Genomic DNA, 25,393 nt, shown 5'->3' with positions numbered 1-25,393 from the left:
TCGTGCCGGCCTCCAGCGGCTCGTACCGGCTTCGTGCCGGCCCCCAGCGGCTCGTACCGGCTTCTAGCCGTACATCCGCCGCATCGCGAAGTCCACCATCTGCTCCACGGCCTTCGCGTCGAAGACCATCCGGTGGTCGCCCTCCATGTCGAGCACGAAGCCGTAGCCGGTGGGCAGCAGGTCGATCACCTCGGCGCCGGTGATCACGAAGTACTTGGACTCCTTGCCGGCGTACCGGCGCAGCTCCTTCAGCGAGGTGAACATCGGGATCACCGGCTGCTGGGTGTTGTGCAGCGCCAGGAAGCCCGGGGTGTCGCCGCGCGGGCAGTACACCTTGGAAGTCGCGAAGATCTGCTGGAAGTCCTCCGCCGTCATCGAGCCGGTCGTGAAGGCCCGCACGGCGTCGGCGAGCGACGGCGGCGACGGCTCCGGGTACAGCGGAGGCTGCTGTCCGTAGCCCCCCTGCATCCCGGCCATCGGATCCATCCCCGGCTGCATGCCCGGCATCCCGCCCTGCATCCCCGGCTGCGGGGGCGGTGCGTACTGCTGCTGGGCGCCCGGATTCTGCTCGTAGCCGTACATGAGGGCGAGCCTACTGCGTCACACCATCACGGTTTGGGGTTGCTCTTATTACCGGTGGGTAGCATCATCGTAGAGAGCGTTTTGCTACTAGCCGGTACGTGTACGAGGAACCTCCCTCCCCGAGCCTTACGGAGCCGTCGCCATGGGGCACTACAAGTCGAATCTCCGCGACATCGAGTTCAACCTCTTCGAGGTGCTCGGCCGCGACAAGGTGTACGGCACCGGTCCGTTCGAGGAGATGGACGTCGACACCGCCAAGAGCATCCTCGACGAGATCCGCCGTCTCGCCGAGAACGAGCTCGCGGAGTCCTTCGCCGACGCCGACCGCAACCCCCCGGTCTTCGACCCGGAGACCAACACGGCCCCGGTCCCGGCGTCCTTCAAGAAGTCGTACAACGCCTTCATGGAGTCCGAGTACTGGCGTCTGGGCATCCCCGAGGAGATCGGCGGCACCGTCTCCCCGCGCTCCCTCATCTGGGCCTACGCGGAGCTGCTGCTCGGCTCGAACCCGGCCATCTGGATGTACTCCTCCGGCCCGGCGTTCGCCGGCATCCTCTTCAACGAGGGCAACGAGGCGCAGAAGAAGGCCGCGCAGATCGCCGTCGAGAAGCGCTGGGGCTCCACCATGGTGCTCACCGAGCCCGACGCGGGCTCGGACGTCGGCGCCGGCCGCACCAAGGCGGTCCAGCAGGAGGACGGCACCTGGCACATCGAGGGCGTGAAGCGCTTCATCACCTCCGGTGAGCACGACATGGAGGAGAACATCCTCCACTACGTCCTCGCCCGCCCCGAGGGCGCCGGCCCCGGCACCAAGGGCCTGTCCCTCTTCCTCGTCCCGAAGTACGAGTTCGACTGGGAGACCGGCGAGCTGGGCGCCCGCAACGGCGTGTACGCCACCAACGTCGAGCACAAGATGGGCCTCAAGGCCTCCAACACGTGCGAGATGACCTTCGGCGACAAGCACCCCGCCAAGGGCTGGCTGATCGGCGACAAGCACGACGGCATCCGCCAGATGTTCCTCATCATCGAGTTCGCCCGCATGATGGTCGGCACGAAGGCGATCTCCACCCTCTCCACGGGCTACCTCAACGCCCTGGAGTACGCCAAGGAGCGCGTCCAGGGCACCGACCTGGCGAACTTCATGGACAAGGCCGCCCCCAAGGTCACCATCACGCACCACCCCGACGTCCGCCGCTCGCTGATGACGCAGAAGGCGTACGCCGAGGGCATGCGCTCCCTCGTCCTCTACACGGCCACCGTGCAGGACGAGATCGCGGTCAAGGAGGCGGCCGGCGAGGACGCCAAGGCCCTGCACGGCCTGAACGACCTGCTCCTCCCGATCGTCAAGGGCTACGGCTCCGAGAAGGGCTACGAGCAGCTCGCCCAGTCGCTGCAGACCTTCGGCGGCTCCGGCTTCCTGCAGGAGTACCCGATCGAGCAGTACATCCGGGACGCCAAGATCGACACCCTCTACGAGGGCACCACCGCCATCCAGGGCCAGGACTTCTTCTTCCGCAAGATCGTCCGCGACCAGGGCGCCTCCCTGAACGCGCTCGCCGAGGAGATCAAGAAGTTCCTCGCCGCCGGCACCGGCGGCGACGACCTGGCCGGCGCCCGCGACGCGCTCGCCAAGGCCGCCGTGGACCTCGAGGGCATCGTCGGCGCCATGCTGACCGACCTCACCGCCACCGGCGAGGACGTCAAGAACATCTACAAGGTCGGCCTCAACACCACCCGCCTGCTGCTCGCCTCCGGCGACGTCGTCGTCGGCTACCTGCTGCTGCGCGGCGCGGCCGTCGCCGCCGAGAAGCTGGCCGCGGGCGCCTCCGGCAAGGACGTCGCCTTCTACCAGGGCAAGATCGCGGCCGCGAAGTTCTTCGCCGCCAACGTCCTGCCCGGCGTCTCGGCCGAGCGCGCGCTCGCCGAGGCCGTCGACGGCTCGCTGATGGACCTCGACGAGGCCGCGTTCTAGGACGCCGCGCCCGTCTCCGTGCTGGAACGGCTCGCTCCCGGGGAGGGGGGCGGGCCGTTCCGTGTGTGGAGACCTTGCGGCCCCCGTCCGGATATCGAGACCTGCGTAAGGTGAAGGCCATGAGTAGCGCACCCTCCAGCCCGGCGAACGCAGCCTCCAGCCCGGCGACCGCACCCTTCGACCGCGGCCACACCGATGACCTCATGACCTTCCTCGCGGCCTCCCCGTCGCCGTACCACGCCGTCGCGAACGCCGCCGAGCGGCTGGAGAAGGCCGGCTTCCGCCGGGTCGAGGAGACCGCCGCCTGGGACGGTTCGTTCGGCGGGAAGTACGTGATCCGCGGGGGCGCGATCATCGCCTGGTACGTGCCCGAGGGCGCCTCCCCGCACACCCCGTTCCGGATCGTCGGCGCGCACACCGACTCCCCCAACCTGCGCGTCAAGCCGCAGCCGGACATGGGCCGGGAGGGCTGGCGGCAGGTCGCCGTCGAGATCTACGGCGGACCGCTGCTCAACAGCTGGCTCGACCGCGACCTGGGCCTGGCCGGGCGGCTGACCCTGCGGGACGGCTCGCACCGCCTGGTGAACATCGACCGGCCGCTGCTGCGCGTCCCGCAGCTCGCCATCCACCTCGACCGGCAGGTCAACGAGGGCATGAAGCTGGAGCGCCAGCGCCACATGCAGCCCATCTGGGGCCTCGGCGACGCCCACGACGGCGACCTGCTCGACTTCGTCGCGACCGAGAGCGGTGTCGACGCGGAGGACGTGGCCGGCTGGGACCTCATGGTGACCGCCATCGAGGCCCCCGCCTACCTGGGCCGCGACCGCGAACTGCTCGCCGGGCCGCGGATGGACAACCTCATCTCCGTCCACGCCTGCGTCGCCGCGCTCGCCGCCGTGTCCGCCGAGAAGGACCTGCCGTACATCCCGGTCCTCGCCGCCTTCGACCACGAGGAGAACGGCTCCGAGGCCGACACCGGCGCCCAGGGCCCGCTGCTCGGCAACGTGCTGGAACGTTCTGTCTACGCCCGCGGCGGCGGCTACGAGGACAAGGCCCGTGCCTTCGCCGGCTCGGTCTGCCTCTCCTCCGACGTCGGCCACGCCGTCCACCCGAACTACAGCGAACGCCACGACCCGACGCACCACCCGCGCCCCAACGGCGGCCCGATCCTCAAGGTCAACGTCAACCAGCGCTACGCGACGGACGGCAGCGGCCGGGCGGTGTTCGCCGCGGCCTGCGACAAGGCCGGCGTGCCGTGGCAGTCGTTCGTCTCCAACAACGACATGCCCTGCGGCACGACCATCGGCCCCATCACCGCCGCCCGCCACGGCATCAGCACCGTCGACATCGGCGTCGCCTGCCTGTCCATGCACAGCGCCCGCGAACTCTGCGGCTCGGACGACCCGTACCTGCTGGCGAACGCGCTGGTGGCGTTCCTGGAGGGCTGACGCCCCCTGCCTCCTTACTCCGGGGCGTCCATCCCGGCGAGGATCAACGGCAGCCGGGAGACGCCGGACTCCGTGAGCTTCACCGGGACGCCCCAGTCCTGCTGGTGGACGTGGCAGGCGGGGTACTCGATGTCCGGGTCGTCGTCGCAGGAGGCGGCCATGGCGGAGACGTGCAGGACGCCCTCGGTGACGGCCGGGTTCAGCTCCAGCTCACGGAACAGGTCGGTCGCGGCACCCTCGCCGGAGAGCAGCAGTTCGGCGGGGGTGGAGGAGACCAGGAGCCGGGTGGACGGCCCGTACCGCTCGTCCAGCTTCTGACCCGTCGGCGCCTGGAAGACCACGTCGAGCCGGACCCGGCCCGGGGCGACCTCGGTGGCCTCGCGCTGCGTGCGGTGCGCGACCGACTCGACCTGCACGGCCTCCTCGGGCAGCCGCAGCCGGGTGAGCCGGTGCCGGGCGGACTCGACGACCACGATCTCGCCGCTGGGGGCACCTCCCGGTCGAAGACTGGGGGACAACACCGCGTCGCTCGGCTCGCGCAGATCGGTGGCGAGCGTGGTGACCTCGCCGGTCGCTGGGTCGTAGCGGCGCAGCGCGTGGTTGTACGTGTCGGAGACCGCGACCGAGCCGTCGGGCAGCGCGGTCACGCCGAGCGGGTGCTGGAGCAGGGCCTGCGCGGCGTCGCCGTCGCGGTGCCCGAAGTCGAACAGCCCGGTCCCCACGGCCGTGTGGACGACTCCGTCGGTGTCGATCCACCGCACCGCACTGGTCTCGGAGTCGGCGATCCACAGCCGGTCGCCGGCGGCCGCGAGCCCGGACGGCTGCGCGAACCAGGCCTCGGCGGCGGGCCCGTCGACCAGCCCCTCGTTGGTCGTGCCGGCGGCGACGCCGACGGTCCCCGTCTCCGGGTCGTACGTCCACAGCTGGTGCACCCCGGCCATGGCGATCCACACCTTGCCCTGCCACCAGGCCACGTCCCACGGCGAGGACAGCGCGACGTCGAGCGCGGGCCCGGAGGTCGGCGCCCCCTGCATCCACTGCGACCCGGTGCCCGCGATCCGCTCGACGGCGCCGGTGGCGAGGTCGAGGCGCTGCAGCACGTGGTTGACGGTGTCGGCGACGACGACGGACCCGTCCGGCAGCAGCGCCAGACCCTGCGGCTCGCGGAACACGCCGTCCCCGATGCGCCGTACGACGCTCTCGCCGTCGGCGGCCAGCTCGACGAGCTGGTGCCGGGTGGTGTCGGAGACCAGGAAGTTCCCGGACGGCAGGAGGAGGGCCTTCCCGGGGAACCGCAGGTCCGTCGCGACCGGCTCCGGCGGCACGTACGGCCCGTCCCCGCGCCGCAGCGTCCCCTTGGCCTCGTGCTCGGCCTCCAGCTCCTCCACGAGCGTACGGATCGCGTTGGCGTGCCCCTCACCGGCGTGCTGCGCGACGACATACCCCTCGGGGTCGATGACGACGAGCGTCGGCCAGGCCCGCACGGCGTACTGCTTCCACGTCGCCAGCTCGGGATCGTCAAGGACGGGGTGCTCCACCCCGTACCGCTCGACGGCGTCCACCACGGCCTGATGCTCCGCCTCGTGCACGAACTTCGGCGAGTGCACCCCCACGATCACGACCGTGTCCCGGTGCTTCTCCTCCAGCTCCCGCAGCTCGTCGAGAACGTGCAGGCAGTTGATGCAGCAGAAGGTCCAAAAATCCAAGATCAATATGCGACCTCGGAAGTCGGCGAGCTTCAGATCCTTCCCGCCGGTGTTGATCCAGCCGCCCTTGCCGATCAGCTCGGGGGCACGGACACGGGCACGGCGGGGAGGCGTGGGCGCGGGGGTGGGCGCCGCGGCGGAGTCGTTCATGGTTCAAGAGTGCCGTACGGGACGGAGGTGGGCCCCGGGAGGGTGAAAGAGGGGGTCGGGCGGCGGGGTGGGGCGTGTCTTGGGCGTGGCAGGGGACCAGGGGCTGGTGAGCATGGCAGGAAGATCATCGGATCAACGGCGAGGGGTGCCATGAACGGTCGACGCCTGGCGGGGCCGCTGCTGGCATGCCTGTTGCTGGGGGTGCTGCCCGTCGCGGGAGACGCGGTGGGCGGTGGGGTGGGGGACGGGGCGCTGCGGCTGAGCGTCGCCGTCAACGGGCGGGCCGGGACGCCGGCGGTGCGGGTGGGCGGGGTCGTGGTGAAGCGGTATCGGCTGGTCAATCGGGGTGAGGCGCATCTGTACGGGGTCCGGGTCGCCGATCCCTCGGCCGGGGCGCCCGTCGTGTGTCCGACGCGGACGCTCCCGGCGCTGGGCTCCGTCGAGTGCACCTCGCGGTTCGCCGCCCGGGCCGGGCGGTACGCCGGGACGGCGACGGCGACCGGGGACGTGCCCTCGCTGCGGCGGCGGCTCAGCGCGACCGGGCGGTCGGGGTACGAGGGCGTGGGCGGGGCGCTGACGCTGGCCGAGACCGTGTGGACGCGGTCGCCCACGGCGGTCGTCACGTACACGGTCACCAACCGCGGCAACCGGGCCGTGCACGGCGTCCGGCTCACCGACCGGGCGCTCCGCCCCGGGCGGATCGACTGTCCGGGGCGGGTGGGGGGCCTGACCGTACTGCCTCCGGGGCGGGCCGTGCGGTGCACGGCCACCGTGCGGCGCTCGCCGGGCGGGTACCGGAGCGGCGGGGAGGCGGCCGGGAGCGATCGGCTCGCCACGGTGGGAGTCGGTGGGGGGCGGGTCGCGCCGCCTCTGCTCGTGGCTCGGGCGACGGCGCGGTTCACGTTGGGGGAGGCGGTGAGGCGGGCGACGGCCGGGGCGGTGCCGTCGGTGCGGCCGAGGCCGCGGCCTGCGCCTGTTGAGTCCCGGCCCGTGCCTCGTGTGTCCGTGTCGCCGCGCGCGCCGGGCGCTTCGGGGGCGGCGGCTGCTCCTGTGCCCTCTGCCGGGGGCGGCGACGTGCTCGCTCCGCCGCTGCTCGTCGTGCCCGCGCCGGCCGTCGGGCCGCCGGCGGCGCCGGCAGTGCCGGGCGCCGCGGGAGCCGCCGGTGCCGCAGGCGTCGGGGCCGGGGCGGGTGACGGCGCGGCGGCCGGTGCCGCTGGTGCAGCCGGTGCCGCCGGTACCGGTGCGGGTGCCGCCGGTACTGGTGCGGGTGCCGCCGGTACTAGTGCCGCCGCCGGAGTCGTACCGCCCGCCGCTCAGCCCCGGGCGGCGTCTCAGGCGCAACCGCAGGCACAGCCTCCCGAACGTACCCCCGCCGACGACGAAGGGCTGTTCTCCCGGATCCGTCGTCGCTCCGCCGAACTCGGCGACATGGGCGTCGCCCTGACGCTCCTGCTGATCCTGATCCCCGGTGCCGTCGCCGCCGCCCTGCTGGGCTCGCGCCGCCCCTGACCCCGCCACGGAGCCGGAACCCATGCCCCATCTGCTGGAAACCCTCGCCGTCGTGCTCGGCGTCGGGCTGCTCATGGCGCTGATCGTCCTCGTCAAGGACCGCCTCGCTCCCGTGCGCGAGGACGACGGCACGCGCGAGGACGTCGCCGAGTACATCGCCATGATGGTCTCGGTGCTGTACGCGATCGTGCTGGGACTCTGCCTGGTGTCGGTGTGGGACAACCGGGTCTCGGCCGAGGACCATGTCCAGGCCGAGGCGAGCGCATTGCACCAGACGTACCTGCTGGCCGCGTCGCTCCCCGAGGAGCGTCGCGCACCGCTGCGGGAGGCGGCGCGTGCGTACGCCGCCCATGTCGTCGACGTCGAATGGCCCCGGATGGCCGCCCGGGGACCGCTCCTGGAGGAGGGGTGGACCATGCTGGACCGGATCCGCGTCGCCGGCGAGGTCGGCGACTCCGCCACCGTGGCGCAGAAGATCGCCGCCCAGGAGGTCCTCGCCCAGCTCGGCTACGTGGACGACGCCCGCCGCAACCGCGAGACGGCCGCGCAGGAGCGGCTGTCGCCGGTGCTGTGGACGGGGCTGATCCTCGGCGGCGTGCTGACCCTCGCGTTCATGTTCCTGTTCGGCATCAACCGCAGCGGCACGCACATGGTGATGGTGATGGGCCTGGCCGGCTTCATCGCCTTCACCGTGCTGCTCGTCCACCAGCTCGACTCCCCCTTCGGAGGCATGCTCAGCGCCTCCGCCGACCCCTTCACCCGCTACTTCGCATCGGGGCGACCATGAAGTACCTCGTACGGGACAAGATCTTCGCGATCGGCGACGACTACTGGATCGAGGACGAGCAGGGCCGGCACGCCTTCCTCGTCGACGGAAAGGCGCTGCGGCTGCGCGACACCCTGGAGCTGAAGGATCCCGCCGGCCGCGTGCTGATCGTGCTGCGCAAGAAGATGTTCAGCCTGCGCGACACGATGACGATCGAGCGGGACGAGCGAAGCGAGATGGGGGTCCACCCGGCCGAAGGCTGGGGGAAGGTGTTGGCGACGATCCGCCGCAAACGGCTCTCGCTGCTGCGCAACCACTACCGGGTCACGCTCGTCGAGGGCACCGAACTGGACGTCAGCGGCCGCGTCCTGGACCGGGAGTTCACCGTCGAGTACGACGGCGAACTCCTCGCCCACATCTCCCGCCAGTGGTTCCGGGTCCGCGACACGTACGCGGTGAACGTCGTCCGGGACGACGCCGATCCGGCGCTGATGATCGCGGTCGCGGTGTGCGTGATCAGGATGGCGGAGCGGGAACGGGGACGGGAGGACTGACCGCGCCCTCGGCCACCTCGGCCGCCTCGGCCGCCTCTGATGCCTCGGCTCTCTCCGCCCTGCCTCAGCTCTTCCCCGCCCGCTCCAGAGCCTGCTCCAGGTCCGCCCACAGGTCCTCGACGTGCTCGACGCCGACCGAGAGACGTACCGTCCCCGGCCCGATGCCCGCCCGTTCCAGCGCGGCGGCGTCGAGCTGGCGGTGGGAGGTGGAGGCCGGGTGCATGATCAGGGTCTTCACGTCGCCGAGCGAGACGCTCAGGCTGGCCACCCGTACCGCCTCCATCAGCGTCCGTCCGGCCTCTCGGCCGCCCGCGAGGTCGAAGGAGATCACCCCGCCGCCGCCCGCCGGCAGCAGCCGGGCCGCGATCGCGTGGTCCGGGTGGCCGGGCAGCGAGGGATGGCGTACGGCCGCCACGGCCTGGTGCTCCTGCAGGCGGCCCGCCAGTTCAGCCGCATTGGCGCAGTGCCGCTCCATGCGCAGCGGCAGCGTCTGCATCCCGCGCAGGGTGAGCCAGGCGGCGAACGGGTCGGTGATCGCCCCTTGTTCGACACGGGCGTGGCGGACCCGCAGGTACAGCTCCTCGTCCTTGAAGACGGCGACGCCGCCGAGGACGTCGGCGTGCCCGGCGAGGTACTTGGTCGCCGAGTGGAGGACGACGTCCGCGCCCAGTTCGAGCGGACGGCAGAGCAGCGGCGAGGCGAAGGTGTTGTCGACGGCGGTCGGCACCCCCGCCCCCGCGGCGACGGCGGCGAGCGCGGAGAGGTCGGAGACGCGGGCGGTCGGGTTGGCGATGGTCTCCAGGTACAGCAGCCGGGTCTCGGGGCGCAGGGCGGCGCGCACCTCGTCGGGGTCGGTGCCGGAGACGTACGTGACGTCGACGCCCCAGCGCCGGGCGAGGTCGGTGAGCAGGGCGTACGTCCCGCCGTACACGCAGGTCTGGGCGACGACGTGCGCGCCGGTGCCGAGCAGGGTGAGCAGGACGCCGCTGATCGCGCCCATGCCGGAGGCGTACGAGAGGGCGGCCGCCCCGCCCTCCAGGCGGGCGACGGCCTGTTCGAGGGCGTGGACGGTGGGGTTGCCGACGCGGCCGTAGAGGTAGGCGTCGGGGCGTTCGAAGGCCTCGGCGAGGGCGTCGGCGCTGTCGAAGCCGAAGACGTGGCCCTGGTGGAGCGGGACGCCGAGCGGGCGGCTGCCGGTGATCTCGGGGACGGGCGGGTGGACGGCGAAGGTCTCGGGGCGGAGCGGAGGGTGGAAGGGATGCCGGGAAGGGGTGTCGTCGCTCATGCCTCCAGTGAACGGGGCAATTCCGTTGCTCCACAGGGCCAATGAGCGGCAGATTGGTCTGCCGATGGAGCCATTGCCGAAGAGCGCACAGGGCAGGACGAGCGCACCGACCGATGCTTTGGTGGCGCGGCTCGGGCGCTGGTCGGCCGGGCGCGGGCCGCTGTACCTGCTGCTCGCCGCGCGGCTGCGCCGGCTGATCGACGAGGGGCTGCTGCCGCCCGGTGCGCCGCTGCCGCCGGACCGGCGGTTCGCCGCCGCGCTGTCGGTGGGGCGGGCGACGGTGGTCGCGGCGTACGAGACGCTGCGTCAGGAGGGGCTGCTGGTACGCCGGCAGGGCAGCGGGACGCGGGTGGCTCCCGCGGCGGCGCTGCTGCCGGGGCCGCGGGTGCGGGAGACGTCGAACCCGCTGTTCCTGAACCTGCTCGAACCGTCGGACGGGGTGATCCTGCTGAGCTGCGCGGCCCCGCTCGGGCCGCCGCCGGAGCTGACGGAGGTGTACCGCTCGCTGGTGCTGCCGCAGGACGACCTGGGCTACCACCCGGCCGGCCTCCCGGCGCTGCGGGCGGCGCTCGCGGAGCGGTACGCGCTGCGGGGCGTGCCGACGGAGCCGGGGCAGATCCTGGTCACCACGGGCGCGCAGCAGGCGCTCTCGCTGCTGGTCCGGCTGCTGCTCGCGCCCGGCGACGGGGTGCTGGTGGAGGCGCCGACGTACTCGGGGGCGCTGGACCTGTTCCGGGAGGCGGCCGCGGTGCCGCATCCGGTGGCGGTGGGGCCGGACGGCGTGGACGTGGCGGAGGCGGTACGGGTGATGGAGCGGCACCGGCCCGCGCTCGCGTACGTCGTCTCGCGCTTCCACAACCCGACGGGCGCGGTGCTGCCGCCGCTGGCGGGGAGGCGGCTCGTCGAGGCGGCGAACGCGTTCGGGGTGACGCTGGTCGACGACGAGGCGCGGGCGGATCTGGGTTTCGGACCGGGTGCGGCACAGAAGCCGTGGGCGACGCTGTGCGCGTACGGCGACGTCCTTTCCGTCGGATCGCTGAGCAAACCCGTCTGGGGCGGTCTGCGGATCGGCTGGATCCGCGGCCCGGTCCCGACGGTCGCGCGGCTGGCACGGCTGAAGGCCATCCACGACCTGGGTTCGGACCTGCCGGGGCAGCTGGCCGCGGTGCGGCTGCTCGACGGGTACGAGCCGGTGCTGCGGAACCGGCTGCGCGCGCTGCGCGCCGGCCACGCGCACCTGGTCGCCGAGCTCGCCCGCCGGCTCCCGTCCTGGACGCCCGCCCCGACGGCCGGCGGCCAGACGCTGTGGGTCCGTCTCCCGCACGGCGACGGCGTCGCCTTCGCCCAGGTCGCCCTGCGGCACGGCGTGGCGGTCCTGCCGGGCTCCACGATGGACGCCCTGGGCGGCAGCGGCCGCTGCCTCCGCCTCCACTTCCTGCTGCCCCCGGAAACCCTGACGGAGGCGGTCGACCGACTGGCCACGGCCTGGCGCGAGTACGCCCCGGAGGCGACCGGCTCACTGGCGGCGTAGGCGCGGGGCGCTCAGCCCGTGGGCGCGGGGTGCTCGGCCCGTGGGCGCGGGGTGCTCGGCCACCCGAGGCGAGTCGCTCGGCGGCTAGGGCGCGGTCACCCGCCACCCGGGCGCCTGTCGCTCGCCGCAGAGACGCGGTCACCCGCCACCCGGGCGCCTCTCGCTCGCCGCAGAGACGCGGGCGCTCCCACTGGGCGCAGGGCGCTCGCACCGCGGGCGCAGCTCGCTCCCCGCCCAGCCACCGCCCTCCGCCCCGCGCCTCAGCCCGTCACGGCCGCGGCGCCGCCAGCCCGAGTACGCGGTCCTTCAGGGCCGGGAACTGCTCGCGGGTGGTCGCGACCTTCTCGGGGTCCAGCTCGACGCGGAGGGTCTCCGCGTCCGGGCCCGCCTCCGCGAGGACCTCGCCCCAGGGGTCGACGACGATCGAGTGGCCGGCCTGCTCGACGCCGGCGTGGGTGCCCGCGGTGCCGCAGGCGAGGACGTACGCCTGGTTCTCCACCGCCCGCGCCTGCGCGAGCAGCGTCCAGTGCGCGCGCCGCCGCGCGGGCCAGCCCGCCGGGACGACCAGCGCCTGCGCGCCCGCGTCGACGAGGCCGCGGAACAGCTCGGGGAAGCGGAGGTCGTAGCAGGTGGCGACGCCGAGCGTCAGCCCCGGCACCGGCACGGTGACCAGTTCCTCGCCCGCCGCCATCATCACGGCCTCGCCCTTGTCGAAGCCGAAGCGGTGGATCTTGCGGTACGTGCGGACGCGCGCGCCGTCGGGGCCGTACACGAGGGAGGTGTTGTACAGGGCGTCGTCCGCCCGCTCCACGACCGAGCCCGCGTGCAGCCAGACGCCCGCGTCCCGCGCCGCCGCCGCCATCGCCTCGTGCGTGGGGCCGTCCAGCGGCTCCGCCTCGGCCGCGAAGGACTCGTACGCGAACGCGCCGACGGTCCACAGCTCCGGCAGGACGACGAGATCCGCGGCCCGTTCCGCCCGCACCAGTTCCGCCACGCGCTCCCGGCGCGTCTTGACCGGTTCGTCCGGGTCTACTGCGATCTGGATCAGCGAGGCGCGCACACTACCACCGTCCTGGCATTCGAGCCGTCAACACGGGCCTACGATCGTCACACGAAAGCACTGCCGGGGTGCCTTCGGGCAGCGTAACTTAGCGTCCGAACCTCCCACGCCGACTTGTTTTCAGCCCGCGCACCAGCAGAACCGCCGAGGGGTCCCGTGACCGTCCATCCCAGCCTTCAGAACTACGCCGACGCCTGGACCCACTCCATCGAAGCGATATCCGAGCTGGTGCAGCCGCTCGTCGAAGGCGAATGGAACCGGGCCACGCCCTGCCCGGGCTGGTCGGTGCGCGACCTCGTCTCCCATGTGATCGGCATGGAGTGCGAGATGCTCGGCGACCCGCGCCCCATCCACAGCCTGCCGCGCGACCTCTACCACGTGCGCAGTGAGTTCGCGCGCTACATGGAGATGCAGGTCGATGTGCGCCGGCACCACACCGCTCCGGAGATGACCTCCGAGCTGGAGTACGTGCTGATCCGCCGCGCCCGTCAGCTGCGCAACGAGAACCGCGGGCCCGACCACAAGATCCGCGCCCCCCTGGGCGCGGAGCAGACGCTGGAGCTGGCGTACCGGATGCGCGCCTTCGACGTCTGGGTGCACGAGCAGGACCTGCGGATCACGCTGAACCAGCCGGGCAACCTGGACTCGCCGGGCGCGCTGGTGACCCGGGACGTCCTGCTTGAGGCGCTGCCGAAGGTGGTCGCCAAGGACGCGGGCGCGCCGGCGAGCTCGGCGGTCGTGTTCGACGTGAGCGGTCCGGTGGAGTTCCTGCGGACGGTCCGGGTGGACGCGGACGGCCGCGGTTCGGTGGACGGCGCGCCGTCGCTGGGTCCGGCGGTGACGCTGGCGCTGGACTGGGAGACGTACGTGCGGCTGGCCTGCGGCCGGGTGCGGCCGGCGGCGGTCGTGGACCGGGTCAAGGTCGAGGGCGACGCGGAGCTGGCGCAGGCGATCCTGGACAACTTCGCGGTCACCCCCTGACGGGGCGGGGCGGCGACCGCCCCGTCCCGACCGCCCCGCCGCCGGCCGTCACACCGGGACGTGCACCGTCTCGACCCGGCTGGCGACCAGCCGTTCGCGCTCGAGCCGTACGGTGCGGGCGCGCAGGCGCAGGATCTGGGCGACGCCCAGGGCCTGCAGCACGAAGACGGACGAGAACGCGATCCGGTAGTCGTCGCCGGTCGCGTCGAGCAGCACGCCCACGGCGAGCAGCGTCGTCATCGAGGCGGTGAAACCGCCCATGTTGACGATCCCGGAGGCGGTCCCCTGACGCCGCGGCGGGTTGGCCGGCCGGGCGAAGTCGAAACCGATCATCGACGCGGGCCCGCAGGCCCCGAGCACCAGGCACAGGGTGACGAGCAGCCACATCGGCGCGCGGTCGCCGGGGTGCGCGAGCGTGGCGGCCCACAGCAGAGCGGTGGCGGCGACGGTGCCGAGCGCGAGCGGGGCGCGGGCGGCGTGGTGCCGGGCGATGATCTGCCCGTACGCGAGCCCCACGGCCATGTTGGACAGGACCACCAGGGTGAGCAGCTCGCCCGCGGTGCCGTGCGAGAGCCCCTGGTCCTCGACGAGGAACGGCAGTCCCCACAGCAGCAGGAACACCATCGCGGGGAACTGGGTGGTGAAGTGCACCCACATGCCGAGCCGGGTGCCGGGCTCGCGCCACGACTCGGCGATCTGCCGGCGGACGAAGGCGGCGCCCGCGTGCGCGGCCGGGGCGGGCTCGTACCCCTCCGGGTGGTCCTTGAGGAAGGCGAGCAGCAGGACGAGGACGACGACGCCGGCCAGCGCGCTGCCGGCGAACGTGGCGGTCCAGCCGAGGTCGTGCAGGAACCGGGAGATCACGATGGTGGAGACCAGGTTGCCGGCCATCCCGAACAGCGCGGCGACCTGGGCGATCAGCGGGCCCCGGCGGGCGGGGAACCAGCGGGAGCCGAGCCGCAGCACGCTGATGAAGGTCATCGCGTCGCCACAGCCCAGCAGCGCCCGGGCGGCGAGCGCGGTGCCGTACGAGGGGGCGAGCGCGAAGCCCAGTTGGCCGGCGGTGAACAGGACGACGCCGAGGGTCAGGACCTTCCTGGTGCCGAGCCGGTCGACCATGAGGCCGACGGGTATCTGCATGCCGGCGTAGACCAGCAGCTGCAGGATCGAGAAGGTGGACAGGGCGGAGGCGTTGACGTCGAAGCGGTCGGCGGCGTCGAGTCCGGCGACGCCCAGCGAGGTGCGGAAGATGACGGCGACGAAGTACACGGCGACGCCGACGCCCCAGACGAGGGCGGCCCGCCGGCCGCCGGGCGGATCGCCGGGGAGGGAGGGCGTCATCGCGCGTCCCCGCGGACCAGGACCTTGACCCAGCTCAGGTGCTGCCGGACGCAGGCGGCCGCGCCCTCCGCGTCCCCGGCCTCGATGCGCTCCAGGATCTCGGCGTGCTCGGTGATGTTCTTGGCGATGCGGTCCGGATGGGACTGCATCACGGCCACGCCCATCCGCAGCTGACGGTCCCGCATCTGGTCGTAGAGGCGGGCGAGGATCTGGTTGCCGGCGTACTTGACGATCTCCGCGTGGAAGCACCGGTCGGTGACGGCGACCTCGGCGAGGTCGCCGACCTCAGCACGGCGCTGCTGCTCCTCCAAGAGCTCCCTGAGCCGGGCGAGCAGCGCGGGCGGCGCGGGGACGGCGCGGCGCACCGCGAACTCCTCGACGAGCAGCCGGGTCTCGACGACATCGGCGATCTCCTGCGCGGAGACGGCGAGCACGAGGGCGCCCTTCTTGGGGTAGAGCTTGAGCAGCCCCTCCATCTCCAGCTTGAGCAGCGCCTCGCGCACCGGCGTCCGCGAGACCCCCACGGCCTGCGCCAGCTCCCCCTCGGTGAGCAGCGTCCCACCCTCGTAACGGCGGTCGAGGACCGCTTGTTTGACGTGCGTGTAGACCCGGTCTGCTGCTGGGGGTGCGGATGCCATGGACGCAGCTTAGATACAAGCGGTGTTCAACTAACAGACCCGTCCGCATGACGGACGGGACTCCGCTCATGACGGCGCCCCACGCAACCGGAATGAGCCAATCTCAAAAGCGGACTCAAGTCGTCCGAATCTGCCCAAGCCAGAGAAACACCGGGTCGATCGGACGTATTTCGTTGAACCCTGTCCTATTACCGTATTCCGGTTTCCTATATTCGGACATTCATGTGATGATCATGGAAGCCGCTCGGGGGGTGGGAGGGTCTGCGGCTGCCCTCCTGTCTTCCTCTCTGCATTCGTCATGTCAGCAACAGGGGGAGCACCATGCTCAGCAAGAAGATCACTGCCGGACTCGTCGGCATGTCCGCCGTCGTCGGCCTCGTCGCCATGGCTCCGACCGCCCAGGCCGCGCCCGACCGGACCTGCTACGACGGCAACTTCTGCATCTACAAGGACCGCGACTTCAGCACCGACAACTCGATGTACCGGACCAAGATCGAGTCCGGTCGCTGGGACATCGACATGCCGGCCGTCGACGAGAACGACAGCTCGTGGCGCAACCGTCGCGCCAAGGGTTCCCGCACCTTCGGTGGTCGCTGGATGACCCTCGGCACCGAGATCTGCGTCATCGGCGGCGGCCAGGTGAACTACTACTGGGACGCCAACGACGACGGCGCCAGCCACCGGCTGAACCAGAGCTGCTGAACTCGCATCTCTGAATTCGGGAACTGAATTCTGAAGAGGTGGCTGCTCCCCTGACCAGGGAGTGGCCGCCTCTTCATTGGACGTACGGATGGAACCGTCGGTGAACACAACCATGAAGTCCAAGACCATCGCCGTGCTGGCACCCGTCACCGTGGCGCTGGCGCTCGGCGGCTGCTCCGCGCAGGAGGAAGCCGGCCCGGACGAGCGCAAGTCGGCGCTGCGCGCCCAGGCCGCCCTCGACGCCTCGCGCGAGAACAAGCAGCAGGTGCAGGACGCCGAACTGAAGCTGATCCGGCGCTGCATGGTCCAGAAGGGCTTCACCGTCTTCCCCGCCGACGGCGGCACGAGCGCTCCCCCTGCCGAGCGCAGCTACGGTTCGCCGAGCCTCGAGACCGCGAAGAAGATCGGCTACGGCCTCGACCCCCGCCGCGCCTCGGACGACAAGACCACACCGGCCGACTCCGACGCCGCCTTCGACGCCCTGCCCAACAGCCGCAAGGCCGCCCACACACTGGCGATGTACGGCCCCGACGACGAGCAGGTCACCTACGAGTTCGGCAGCGGCAAGGTCTCCATCGGCAAGACCGGCTGCATGGCGGACGTCCGCCGGGAGCTGTACGGCGACCTCAAGACGTATCTGCGGCTGCACTGGATCATCACCAACACCGTCAACTCCGACACCGGCAAGAGCGTTGCCAAGGACGAAGGCGTGAAGAACGCCCTCGAGTCCTGGTCCAGCTGCATGGACAAGGCCCGGCACTCCGGCGTCGACGCACCCGACGACGCCCGCGAGAAGGCCTCCAAGGACTACGAGGGCCTCGGCCCCGGCGACGAGAAGGCCTTGGACAAGGCCCAGGTCCGCGAGATAGACATCGCCGTCGACGACGCCACCTGCGCGCAGAGCAGCAAGCTCAACCAGTCCCTGAGCAGCGCCCGCGCCGAGGCCGCCGCGAAGGTCCTCTCGGAGCACGAGTCCGAGATCATCGCCTGGCGTGACCTGATGAGCAAGGCGTCGGGCAACGCGCAGCGTCTGCTGCGGAAGAGCTCGTGAGCGAGGGCGGGAGCCGCCGGGCCCAGCGGTCCGGCAGGTCGCGGCGCACGACCCTCGTCGCCGTCTCGGCGGCCGTGCTGCTGGCCGCCTGCGGTTCCGTGTGGTGGATCGCCGCGCAGGCCCGTACGCCCGAACAGCGCGCGGCCAACGCCGCGCCGCCTGCCGCCTCCCAGATCACCGGCGTCGTGTCGGCCGAGCCCCTCGTCGAGCGGCTCGAACTCACCGGCACCGTCGCCGCCGCGAGCCGGACGACCGTCACCGGCGCGGTGCCCTCCGGCGCCGCCAAGGCGGTCGTCACCGCGCTGCCCGTGAAGACCGGCGACAGCGTGAAGGCGGGCAGGGCCGTGGCCGAGGTCTCCGGGCGGCCCGTCCTCGTCCTGCCCGGCAGGTTCCCGGCCTACCGGGATCTGCGCCTGGGCGACAAGGGACCCGACGTGCGGCAGCTGCAGCGCGCGCTGAACGGCCGCTACGGCGTGGCGGTCACCGGCACCTACGGCACGGCGACCGCCACCGCGGTCAAGCGCCTGTACAAGGACAGCGGCTACGACGCCCCCGTCGGCGAGGCGTCCGGCGCCGGATCCGCGCCCGGCTCCACGGGCAGCGGCGGGCAGAGCCCGGACACCACCGGGCGGAACGGTGCACAGACCGACGGCGGTACCGGCGGCGAGCCCGCTCCCGGTCCCAGCACGGGCGCACCGGGGACCGCCACGGACGGCGGCGCCGGTACGGGCTCCGCCGATGCCGTACCCGGCGGGCTGCTGCCCGCCGCGGAGGTCAGCTACGTCGGCTCGCTCCCGGCGACCGTGGTCGAGGTCGGCGGCCAGGTCGGCGGCCCCGCCGACAAGCCCCTGGTGGTGCTCGGCAACGGCGGTCAGCACATCAGCGCCACGCTCACCGCCGACCAGCGCACCCAGCTGCGTGACCTGCCCGACGGAGCGAAGATCAAGTTCGGCGAGGGCCCCTACTCCGGGCACTCCGGTCAGCTGCACGCACTGCGCTCGGCGGCGGCCGGCTCCGACGAGACCGCCAAGAGCGGCAGCGGCGACGCCGCGAAGGACGAGGCCGCCCGGCAGATCGCCCTGTTCATCCCCAAGGGAGGCCCGGCGAACGCGACCGGCGGCGCCACCCAGCACGTCATCGTCGAACTGCGCAGCAGCCCCGCGGGCGCGCTCCGGGTCCCGGTCTCGGCCGTCTGGACCGATCTCGGCGGCGCCTCCGTCGTGACCGTCGTCCGCGGCAAGGAGAAGCAGGACGTGCCGGTCGAGGTGGTGTTCAGCTTCGACGGACTCGCCGCGGTGACGGCCGAGGCGGACGCCCTGCGCTCCGGCGACAAGGTGCTGCTCAGTCGTCTCGGGGGCCAGGGAGCCGACAGCACGGGCGGGATCGATGGCTGACGGCTCCACCAGCCCCATCGGTTCGACCGGCGCCATCGGCTCGACCGGCCCCACCGGCTCCACCAGCGCCATCGGCTCGACCGGCTCGAGCGTCCTGGAGCTGTCCGGGGTGAGCAAGACCTACCCCGGGCCCCCGCCCGTGCACGCGCTCACCGACGTGCGGCTCACGGTCCGCACCGGCGAACTGGCCGCCATCGTCGGCCCGTCCGGCTCGGGCAAGTCGACCCTGCTCAGCGTCCTCGGGCTGCTCGACACCCCCACCGCGGGCCGCTATCTCCTCCAGGGCACCGACACCACGTCCCTCGGCGAGCGGGAGCGCACCGCGCTGCGGGCGGCGACGCTCGGCTTCGTCTTCCAGGCGTTCCACCTCGTCCCCCATCTGACCTGCGTGCAGAACGTGGCACTGGCGCTGGTGCACCTGGGTGTGCCGCGCGCCCGGCGCCGTCCGCAGGCCGTGGAGGCGCTGGAGGCGGTCGGCCTCGGCCACCGTCTCGACGCCCGGCCGGGGACGCTCTCCGGCGGCGAGAAGCAGCGCGTGGCCGTGGCACGGGCGATCGTGCACCGTCCGGCCGTCGTGCTCTGCGACGAGCCCACCGGGAACCTCGACACCGCCAACTCCGCCCGGGTCATGGACCTGTTGCAGGGCCTGGTGGACGTCGACCGCGCGGTCGTCGTCGTCACCCACGACCTCGACGTGGCGGCCCGCGCCGACCGTGTCTTCAAGGTGGTGGACGGCCGTGTCTCGTAGACGCAAGGACGGCGGCGACCGGCGCGCGGCCGGCCGACGCGGCACCCGCGCGGCCCGTGCGGCCCGTACGGCCCCGCGCCCCCGGACGCATCCGCTCGACCTGCTCACCCAGGCCTTCCTGGCACTGGCCGGGCGGCGGGTCCGTACGCTGCTCACCACCGTCGGCATCGCGGTCGGTCTGGCCGCGGCGCTGGCCACCCTCGGCATCACGGCCAGTGCGGCCGGGGCGGTCTCCGACCAGTTCGACGCGCTCAAGGCCACCCAGGTCACAGTGAAGTTCCCGGCGACTCCCGCCGCCGGTGTCCAGCCCCAGCCGGAGCCCGCCGCCGCGGAGCGGGCGCGCGCGCTCAACGGGGTGCGCGCCGCCGGTCTGCGCAGCCGGGCGGCAGACCATCCTCTGGTGACCCGGCTCGCCGGAGGGACGGAGAACGAGCTCCCCGAGGGCAACGTCGCCGCCGCTCAGACCGAGGCGCTGGAGGCCCTGGCCGCCACCCTGGAGCGGGGCCGCTGGTTCGACGAGGGCCACGAGAAGCGGCAGGACCGGGTGGCGCTCCTGGACACGGCGGCCGCGGACCGGCTCACCATCGACGGGGCGACGCCCAACCCGCTGGTGTACGTCAACGGAACGGCCTTCACCGTCATCGGGGTCTACCGGGCGCCCGCCGGCAACACGGATCTCACCAGCACCGTCGTGCTGCCCTACTGGGCGGCCCGGCAGGCGCCGGCGGAGCTGGAGTTCGCCCCCGCCGAGATGATCATCCACACCGAGCTCGGTGCAGCCGACCAGGTGGGCAGCGAGGCACCGCTCGCCCTGGCGCCGGGCGCGCCGGAGAAACTGGCGGCCCTCGTGCCGCCGGACCCGCGCTCCCTGCGGCAGGGCGTCGAGTCGCAGACCCGTGCGCTGTTCCTCGGCCTCGCGGCCGTCTCGCTCGGCGTGGGCGCCCTCGGCGTCAGCAACACCTCGTACGTGTCGGTCCTGGAGCGGCGCGCCGAGATCGGCCTGCGCCGCGCCCTGGGCGCGTCCCGGCGGGCCGTCGCCGGTCAGTTCTGCGTGGAGAGCGGGCTCGTCGGCGCGGCCGGCGGAGCGCTGGGCACCGTACTGGGCGTCCAGATCACCGCGTTGACCTGTCTGGCGAAGGGGTGGGTCGTGGTCCTCGACCCCGCGCTGACCGCGACCGGGCCGCTGATCGGTCTCGTGGTGGGCCTCCTCGCGGGGCTGTACCCGGCGCTCGCGGCGGCCCGCGTCCTGCCCGCGGAGACCCTGCGCAGCGGCGTCTGACACGCATCCGGCCGGCTCCCCGAGGGGGAGCCGGCCGGTGGTGTTTCACGTGAAACGTGAGGAGCCGGGCATCATGCCCAGGTCATCAGGCGCTTCGGCTGCTCCAGAACGCCGGCGATGTCGGCCAGGAACTTCGAGCCGAGCGCGCCGTCGATCAGACGGTGGTCGAACGACAGCGCCAGCGTCGTGACGTGACGCGGCTTCACCTTGCCCTTGTGGACCCAGGGCTGGAGCCTGATCGCGCCGACCGCGAGGATCGCGGACTCGCCCGGGTTGATGATCGGGGTGCCGGTGTCGACGCCGAAGACGCCGACGTTGGTGATGGTGAAGGTGCCGCCCTGCATGGCCGCCGGGGTCGTCTTGCCCTCGCGGGCGGTGCCGACCAGCTCGCTCAGCGAGCCCGACAGCTCGGCCAGGGTCTGGGCGTGCGCGTCCTTGATGTTCGGCACGATCAGGCCCCGCGGGGTGGCCGCGGCGATGCCCAGGTTCACGTAGTGCTTGAGCACGATCTCCTGGTTGGCCTCGTCCCAGGCCGCGTTGATCTCCGGGTTGCGCTTGAGCGCGACCAGGACGGCCTTGGCGATGAGCAGCAGCGGGTTCACCCGCAGGCCGGCCATGTCCGGGTCGGCCTTGAGCTCGTCGACCAGCTTCATCGTGCGCGTGACGTCGAAGGTGATGAACTCGGTGACGTGCGGCGCGGTGAAGGCCGAGCCGACCATCGCCGACGCCGTCGCCTTGCGCACGCCCTTGATCGGGACCCGGGTCTCCCGGGCACCCGGCTCGACGACCGGGGCCGCGGCCACGGGGGACGCAGCGGGGACCGGGGCCGGAGCGACCGGCGCGGGGGCCTCCACGGCCGGGGCGGGCGCCGCGGCCTTGTGCACGTCCTCGCGGGTGATGATGCCGTCGGGGCCGGTCGGGACGACCGCGGTCAGGTCGACCCCGAGGTCCTTCGCCAGCTTGCGCACCGGCGGCTTGGCCAGCGGCCGGTCGAGGACGGCGGTGCCGGTGGCCCCGCCGTGCCCGTTCAGCTCGCCCTGGACCGCCGCGGCGGCCTGGGCGGGCACACCGGTGGCGCCCTTGCGGGGGCGGCGCTTGGTGGACGACGCGGCGACGCCGTAGCCGACGAGGACCGGCTGGCGGCCCTCCGGCTCGGCCTCGGCGGCGGGCTCGGCGACAGCGGCAGCGGCAGGAGCCGGGGCGGCCGCGGCGGCCTGCTCGGGAGCCTCGGCGGGCGCGGCGCCGCCGACGTTCACCGAGATGATGACCTCGCCGACGTCGACCGTCGTGCCCTCGGGGAAGCGCAGCTCGTGCACGGTGCCGTCGAACGGGATCGGCAGCTCGACGGCCGCCTTCGCCGTCTCGACCTCGCAGACGATCTGGCCGTCGGTGACCGTGTCACCGGGCTGCACGTACCACTTGAGGATCTCGGCCTCGGTGAGACCCTCGCCCACGTCGGGCATCTTGAATTCGCGGATGGTCACGGGGGCTCTCCTCAGTACGCCAGCGAGCGGTCGACGGCGTCGAGCACCCGGTCCAGACCCGGCAGGTACTCCTCCTCCAGGCGCGCCGGCGGATACGGCGCGTGGTAGCCGCCGACCCGCAGGACGGGGGCCTCCAGGTGGTAGAAGCAGCGCTCGGTGATCCGGGCGGCGATCTCCGCGCCGGAGCCGAAGAAGACCGGGGCCTCGTGGACCACGACCAGGCGGCCGGTCTTCTCGACCGAGGCCTGGATGGTGTCGAAGTCGAGCGGGGAGATCGAGCGCAGGTCCACGACCTCGATCGACCGGCCCTCCTCGGCGGCGGCCGCGGCGGCCTCCAGGCAGGTCTTCACCATCGGGCCGTACGCGACGAGCGTGAGGTCCGTGCCCTCACGGGCGACGCGGGCCTTGTGCAGCTCGCCGGGGATGGCCTCGGTGTCGACCTCGCCCTTGTCCCAGTAGCGGCGCTTGGGCTCGAAGAAGATGACCGGGTCGTCGCTCTGGATCGCCTGCTGGAGCATCCAGTAGGCGTCGGAGGAGTTCGCCGGGGTGACCACCTTGAGGCCCGCGACGTGCGCGAAGAGCGACTCGGGGGACTCGGAGTGGTGCTCGACCGCGCCGATGCCGCCGCCGTACGGGATGCGGATGACGACCGGCATCTTCACGGTGCCGAGCGAGCGGGCCCGCATCTTCGCCAGCTGGGTGACGATCTGGTCGTACGCCGGGAAGACGAAGCCGTCGAACTGGATCTCCACGACCGGCCGGTAGCCGCGCAGCGCGAGACCGATCGCGGTGCCGACGATGCCGGACTCGGCGAGCGGGGTGTCGACGACCCGGTCCTCGCCGAAGTCCTTCTGCAGACCGTCGGTGATCCGGAAGACACCGCCGAGCTTGCCGACGTCCAGGCCCATGATGACGACCTTGGGGTCGCTCTCCAGGGACTTGCGCAGCGACTCGTTGAGCGCCTTCGCCAGGGGAAGCTTCTGAACAGCCATGATTACTCGGCCTCTCCGCCCTCGAAGGACGCCTGGTAGGCGGCGAACTGCGCGCGCTCCTCGTCGACGAGCGCGTGCCCGTCCGCGTACGTGTGGTCGAACATCGCCATGTGCTCCGGGACGGGCATGGCGCGGACGACCTCGCGGACGTGCTTGCCGAGGGCCTCGCTCTCGGCCTCCAGCTCCTCGAAGAAGGCCGCGTCGGCGTGGCCCTCGTTCTCCAGGTACGCCTTCAGGCGCTGGATCGGGTCCTTGGCCTCCCACGCCTCGCGCTCCGCGTCGCGGCGGTAGCGGGTCGGGTCGTCGGAGGTGGTGTGCGCGGCCATCCGGTAGGTGAACGCCTCGATCAGCGTCGGGCCCTCGCCGCGGCGGGCCCGCTCCAGGGCCTCGCGGGTCACGGCCAGGCAGGCCAGCACGTCGTTGCCGTCGACCCGGACGCCGGGGAAGCCGAAACCGCGGGCGCGCTGGTAGAGCGGGACACGGGTCTGCTTCTCGATGGGCTCGGAGATCGCCCACTGGTTGTTCTGGCAGAAGAACACGACCGGGGCGTTGTACACCGCGGAGAACACGAACGACTCGTTGACGTCGCCCTGGCTGGAGGCGCCGTCGCCGAAGTACGCGAGTACGGCGGAGTCCGCGCCGTCCTTGGCGATGCCCATGGCGTAGCCGGTGGCGTGCAGGGTCTGCGAGCCGAGGACGATCGTGTACAGGTGGAAGTTGTTGCTGCTGGGGTCCCAGCCGCCGTTGTTCACACCGCGGAACATGCCCAGCAGGTTGGTGGGGTCGACCCCGCGGCACCAGGCGACGCCGTGCTCGCGGTAGGTCGGGAAGACGTAGTCGTCGTCGCGCAGCGCGCGGCCGGAGCCGATCTGCGCGGCCTCCTGACCCAGCAGCGAGGCCCACAGGCCCAGCTCGCCCTGACGCTGCAGCGCGGTCGCCTCGGAGTCGAAGCGGCGGGTGAGGACCATGTCCCGGTAGAGCCCGCGCAGCTCGTCGGCGCTCAGGTCGATGTCGTACTCGGGGTGCTGGACGCGCTCCCCTTCGGGCGTCAGCAGCTGAACGAGCTCGGGCTCGGTGTTCTCCGAAGCCTGTGCCTTCTTCGCGCTCGCGCTGGTGGTGCGCTTGGTGCCGCTGCTGCGTCGCGTCGTCTTGCGCGCGGCAGTGCTTTCCACGGTCACGTGCGTGCTCCTCCGTCGGTCCGGCCCCCGGGTTCGCCGGGCAAGGCCAGTGCGGCTCCGCCTTCTCCGTGCCCGCGCACGGGGTGGGTGCGACGCGACGGGGTCGGGCGTGACAGGTGCCCCGGCGAGCGCCCTGTCATAGGCACGTTACCCAGAGTCCCGCATTACTGCGAAACCCCATTTGACCTGCGATTTTGCTTGGATTTCCAAGTAAATCGAGAAACCACTGGTAACAGCCTTGCAGGCCGCCGGAACGGGTGCACGTTATCCCGCGCACCCCGGGCACGGGAAGAGCCAATATGTGAGACTGGCCCCGTGCGCGAAGAAGGAAAAATCACGGTTTTTCTGCTGGACGACCACGAAGTGGTCCGGCGCGGCGTCCACGAGTTGCTCTCCGTGGAGCCCGACATCGAGGTGGTCGGCGAGGCCGGCACGGCCGAGGAGGCGCTGGTCAGGATCCCTGCCGTGAAGCCCGACGTGGCCGTGCTCGACGTGCGGCTGCCGGACGGCAGCGGCGTGGAGGTCTGCCGTGAGGTCCGTTCGCAGGACGAGAGCGTCCGGTGCCTGATGCTCACCTCGTTCGCCGACGACGAGGCCCTCTTCGACGCGATCATGGCCGGTGCCTCCGGTTATGTCCTCAAGGCCATCCGGGGCAACGAGCTGCTCACCGCCGTGCGCGAGGTGGCCGCCGGCAAGTCGCTGCTCGACCCGGTGGCGACCGCCCGGGTCCTGGAGCGGCTGCGCGACGGGAACAGCCCGAAGCGCGACGACAAGCTCGACAGCCTGACCGACCAGGAGCGCCGGATCCTCGACCTGATCGGCGAGGGACTGACCAACCGGGCCATCGGCGAGCGGCTGCACCTCGCCGAGAAGACGATCAAGAACTATGTCTCCAGCCTGCTGTCCAAGCTGGGGATGGAGCGCCGCTCCCAGGCCGCCGCTTACGTGGCCCGGCGCCAGGCCGAACGCGGCTGAGGCCACCGGCTCCGGGACCTAGGTCCCGGACCGGGCGGGGCGAGGGGCCCTTCTGCGGGCGCCGCGG

22 protein-coding genes are annotated in these 25,393 nt (G+C 72.3%); 13 read left to right on the top strand and 9 right to left on the bottom strand.

What is annotated here, in order from left to right:
* Positions 1-63: 63 nt before the first annotated feature.
* Positions 64-582 (bottom strand): SseB family protein, encoded by a 519-nt coding sequence (locus ABZO31_RS17115; RefSeq protein WP_406862101.1) that lies wholly within the window; start codon positions 580-582, stop codon positions 64-66.
* Positions 583-724: 142 nt separating this feature from the next.
* Here ABZO31_RS17115 and ABZO31_RS17110 point away from each other — a divergent pair, with 142 nt between their 5' ends.
* A complete protein-coding gene (locus tag ABZO31_RS17110) occupies positions 725-2,554 on the top strand; it encodes an acyl-CoA dehydrogenase (RefSeq protein WP_406862099.1) in 1,830 nt (609 codons plus the stop codon).
* Positions 2,555-2,673: 119 nt separating this feature from the next.
* Positions 2,674-4,002 carry a M18 family aminopeptidase gene (locus tag ABZO31_RS17105; protein ID WP_406862098.1) on the top strand — a complete coding sequence of 443 codons (1,329 nt, stop codon included), beginning with the start codon at positions 2,674-2,676 and terminating at the stop codon, positions 4,000-4,002.
* A 14-nt stretch (positions 4,003-4,016) separates the two neighbouring features.
* On the opposite strand, the gene ABZO31_RS17100 is transcribed toward ABZO31_RS17105, so the two are convergent.
* On the bottom strand, positions 4,017-5,858 hold the full coding sequence (locus ABZO31_RS17100) for an NHL domain-containing thioredoxin family protein (protein ID WP_406862096.1): 1,842 nt from the start codon (positions 5,856-5,858) through the stop codon (positions 4,017-4,019).
* A 150-nt stretch (positions 5,859-6,008) separates the two neighbouring features.
* On the opposite strand from ABZO31_RS17100, the gene ABZO31_RS17095 reads away from it, so the two are divergent.
* From ABZO31_RS17095 to ABZO31_RS17085, 3 genes are read left to right on the top strand one after another with little or no spacing between them, the layout of a single operon-like run.
* Complete coding sequence (locus ABZO31_RS17095; RefSeq protein WP_406862095.1) at positions 6,009-7,367, top strand: hypothetical protein; 1,359 nt, start codon at positions 6,009-6,011, stop codon at positions 7,365-7,367.
* 22 nt (positions 7,368-7,389) lie between these two features.
* Entirely contained in the window at positions 7,390-8,154 is a 765-nt protein-coding gene (locus ABZO31_RS17090; protein WP_406862093.1) for a hypothetical protein, read from the top strand.
* Positions 8,151-8,687, top strand: coding sequence for an LURP-one-related/scramblase family protein (locus ABZO31_RS17085; RefSeq protein WP_406862091.1), 537 nt, complete (start codon positions 8,151-8,153; stop codon positions 8,685-8,687). Before ABZO31_RS17090 ends, ABZO31_RS17085 begins: the two co-directional genes overlap by 4 nt.
* Positions 8,688-8,751: 64 nt before the next feature.
* Here the strand turns inward: ABZO31_RS17085 and ABZO31_RS17080 are convergent, their stop codons facing one another.
* A complete protein-coding gene (locus tag ABZO31_RS17080) occupies positions 8,752-9,972 on the bottom strand; it encodes a trans-sulfuration enzyme family protein (protein WP_406862090.1) in 1,221 nt (406 codons plus the stop codon).
* A gap of 121 nt (positions 9,973-10,093) precedes the next feature.
* Between ABZO31_RS17080 and ABZO31_RS17075 the strand changes: the two genes are divergently transcribed.
* Complete coding sequence (locus ABZO31_RS17075) at positions 10,094-11,503, top strand: PLP-dependent aminotransferase family protein (RefSeq protein ID WP_406862088.1); 1,410 nt, start codon at positions 10,094-10,096, stop codon at positions 11,501-11,503.
* 268 nt (positions 11,504-11,771) lie between these two features.
* Here the strand turns inward: ABZO31_RS17075 and ABZO31_RS17070 are convergent, their stop codons facing one another.
* Positions 11,772-12,563 (bottom strand): carbon-nitrogen family hydrolase, encoded by a 792-nt coding sequence (locus tag ABZO31_RS17070; RefSeq protein WP_406862086.1) that lies wholly within the window; start codon positions 12,561-12,563, stop codon positions 11,772-11,774.
* Positions 12,564-12,719: 156 nt separating this feature from the next.
* On the opposite strand from ABZO31_RS17070, the gene ABZO31_RS17065 reads away from it, so the two are divergent.
* Complete coding sequence (locus tag ABZO31_RS17065; RefSeq protein ID WP_406862085.1) at positions 12,720-13,544, top strand: maleylpyruvate isomerase family mycothiol-dependent enzyme; 825 nt, start codon at positions 12,720-12,722, stop codon at positions 13,542-13,544.
* 48 nt (positions 13,545-13,592) lie between these two features.
* Here ABZO31_RS17065 and ABZO31_RS17060 read toward each other — a convergent pair whose 3' ends face one another.
* On the bottom strand, positions 13,593-14,885 hold the full coding sequence (locus tag ABZO31_RS17060; RefSeq protein ID WP_406862083.1) for an MFS transporter: 1,293 nt from the start codon (positions 14,883-14,885) through the stop codon (positions 13,593-13,595).
* The gene (locus ABZO31_RS17055) at positions 14,882-15,523 is read right to left on the bottom strand and encodes a GntR family transcriptional regulator (RefSeq protein ID WP_406862082.1); all 642 of its coding nucleotides are present in this window, start codon (positions 15,521-15,523) and stop codon (positions 14,882-14,884) included. Before ABZO31_RS17055 ends, ABZO31_RS17060 begins: the two co-directional genes overlap by 4 nt.
* Before the next feature lie 321 nt (positions 15,524-15,844).
* On the opposite strand from ABZO31_RS17055, the gene ABZO31_RS17050 reads away from it, so the two are divergent.
* From ABZO31_RS17050 to ABZO31_RS17030, 5 genes are all read left to right on the top strand, one after another.
* Complete coding sequence (locus ABZO31_RS17050) at positions 15,845-16,225, top strand: peptidase inhibitor family I36 protein (RefSeq protein WP_406862081.1); 381 nt, start codon at positions 15,845-15,847, stop codon at positions 16,223-16,225.
* A 100-nt stretch (positions 16,226-16,325) separates the two neighbouring features.
* Entirely contained in the window at positions 16,326-17,276 is a 951-nt protein-coding gene (locus ABZO31_RS17045) for a hypothetical protein (protein WP_406862080.1), read from the top strand.
* Positions 17,273-18,670, top strand: a complete 1,398-nt coding sequence (locus tag ABZO31_RS17040; protein ID WP_406862079.1) for a hypothetical protein — start codon at positions 17,273-17,275, stop codon at positions 18,668-18,670. Before ABZO31_RS17045 ends, ABZO31_RS17040 begins: the two co-directional genes overlap by 4 nt.
* Positions 18,663-19,418 (top strand): ABC transporter ATP-binding protein, encoded by a 756-nt coding sequence (locus tag ABZO31_RS17035; protein WP_406862078.1) that lies wholly within the window; start codon positions 18,663-18,665, stop codon positions 19,416-19,418. Before ABZO31_RS17040 ends, ABZO31_RS17035 begins: the two co-directional genes overlap by 8 nt.
* Positions 19,408-20,697: an ABC transporter permease gene (locus ABZO31_RS17030; RefSeq protein ID WP_406862077.1), complete on the top strand. Its 1,290-nt coding sequence runs from the start codon at positions 19,408-19,410 to the stop codon at positions 20,695-20,697. The genes ABZO31_RS17035 and ABZO31_RS17030 overlap by 11 nt, the downstream gene beginning before the upstream one ends.
* A gap of 71 nt (positions 20,698-20,768) precedes the next feature.
* Here ABZO31_RS17030 and ABZO31_RS17025 read toward each other — a convergent pair whose 3' ends face one another.
* From ABZO31_RS17025 to pdhA, 3 genes are read right to left on the bottom strand one after another with little or no spacing between them, the layout of a single operon-like run.
* Complete coding sequence (locus ABZO31_RS17025) at positions 20,769-22,160, bottom strand: dihydrolipoamide acetyltransferase family protein (RefSeq protein ID WP_406865380.1); 1,392 nt, start codon at positions 22,158-22,160, stop codon at positions 20,769-20,771.
* A 32-nt stretch (positions 22,161-22,192) separates the two neighbouring features.
* Positions 22,193-23,173, bottom strand: coding sequence for an alpha-ketoacid dehydrogenase subunit beta (locus ABZO31_RS17020; protein ID WP_406862076.1), 981 nt, complete (start codon positions 23,171-23,173; stop codon positions 22,193-22,195).
* A 2-nt stretch (positions 23,174-23,175) separates the two neighbouring features.
* On the bottom strand, positions 23,176-24,351 hold the full coding sequence (pdhA, locus tag ABZO31_RS17015; protein ID WP_406862075.1) for a pyruvate dehydrogenase (acetyl-transferring) E1 component subunit alpha: 1,176 nt from the start codon (positions 24,349-24,351) through the stop codon (positions 23,176-23,178).
* A 315-nt stretch (positions 24,352-24,666) separates the two neighbouring features.
* On the opposite strand from pdhA, the gene ABZO31_RS17010 reads away from it, so the two are divergent.
* Positions 24,667-25,326 (top strand): response regulator, encoded by a 660-nt coding sequence (locus tag ABZO31_RS17010; protein WP_406862074.1) that lies wholly within the window; start codon positions 24,667-24,669, stop codon positions 25,324-25,326.
* Positions 25,327-25,393: the final 67 nt, after the last annotated feature.

The organism is Streptomyces solicamelliae (genome assembly GCF_045348655.1).
In the GTDB taxonomy this organism is placed as follows: Bacteria; Actinomycetota; Actinomycetes; order Streptomycetales; family Streptomycetaceae; genus Streptomyces; species Streptomyces solicamelliae.
This window is presented reverse-complemented; position numbering and strand designations above follow the sequence as displayed.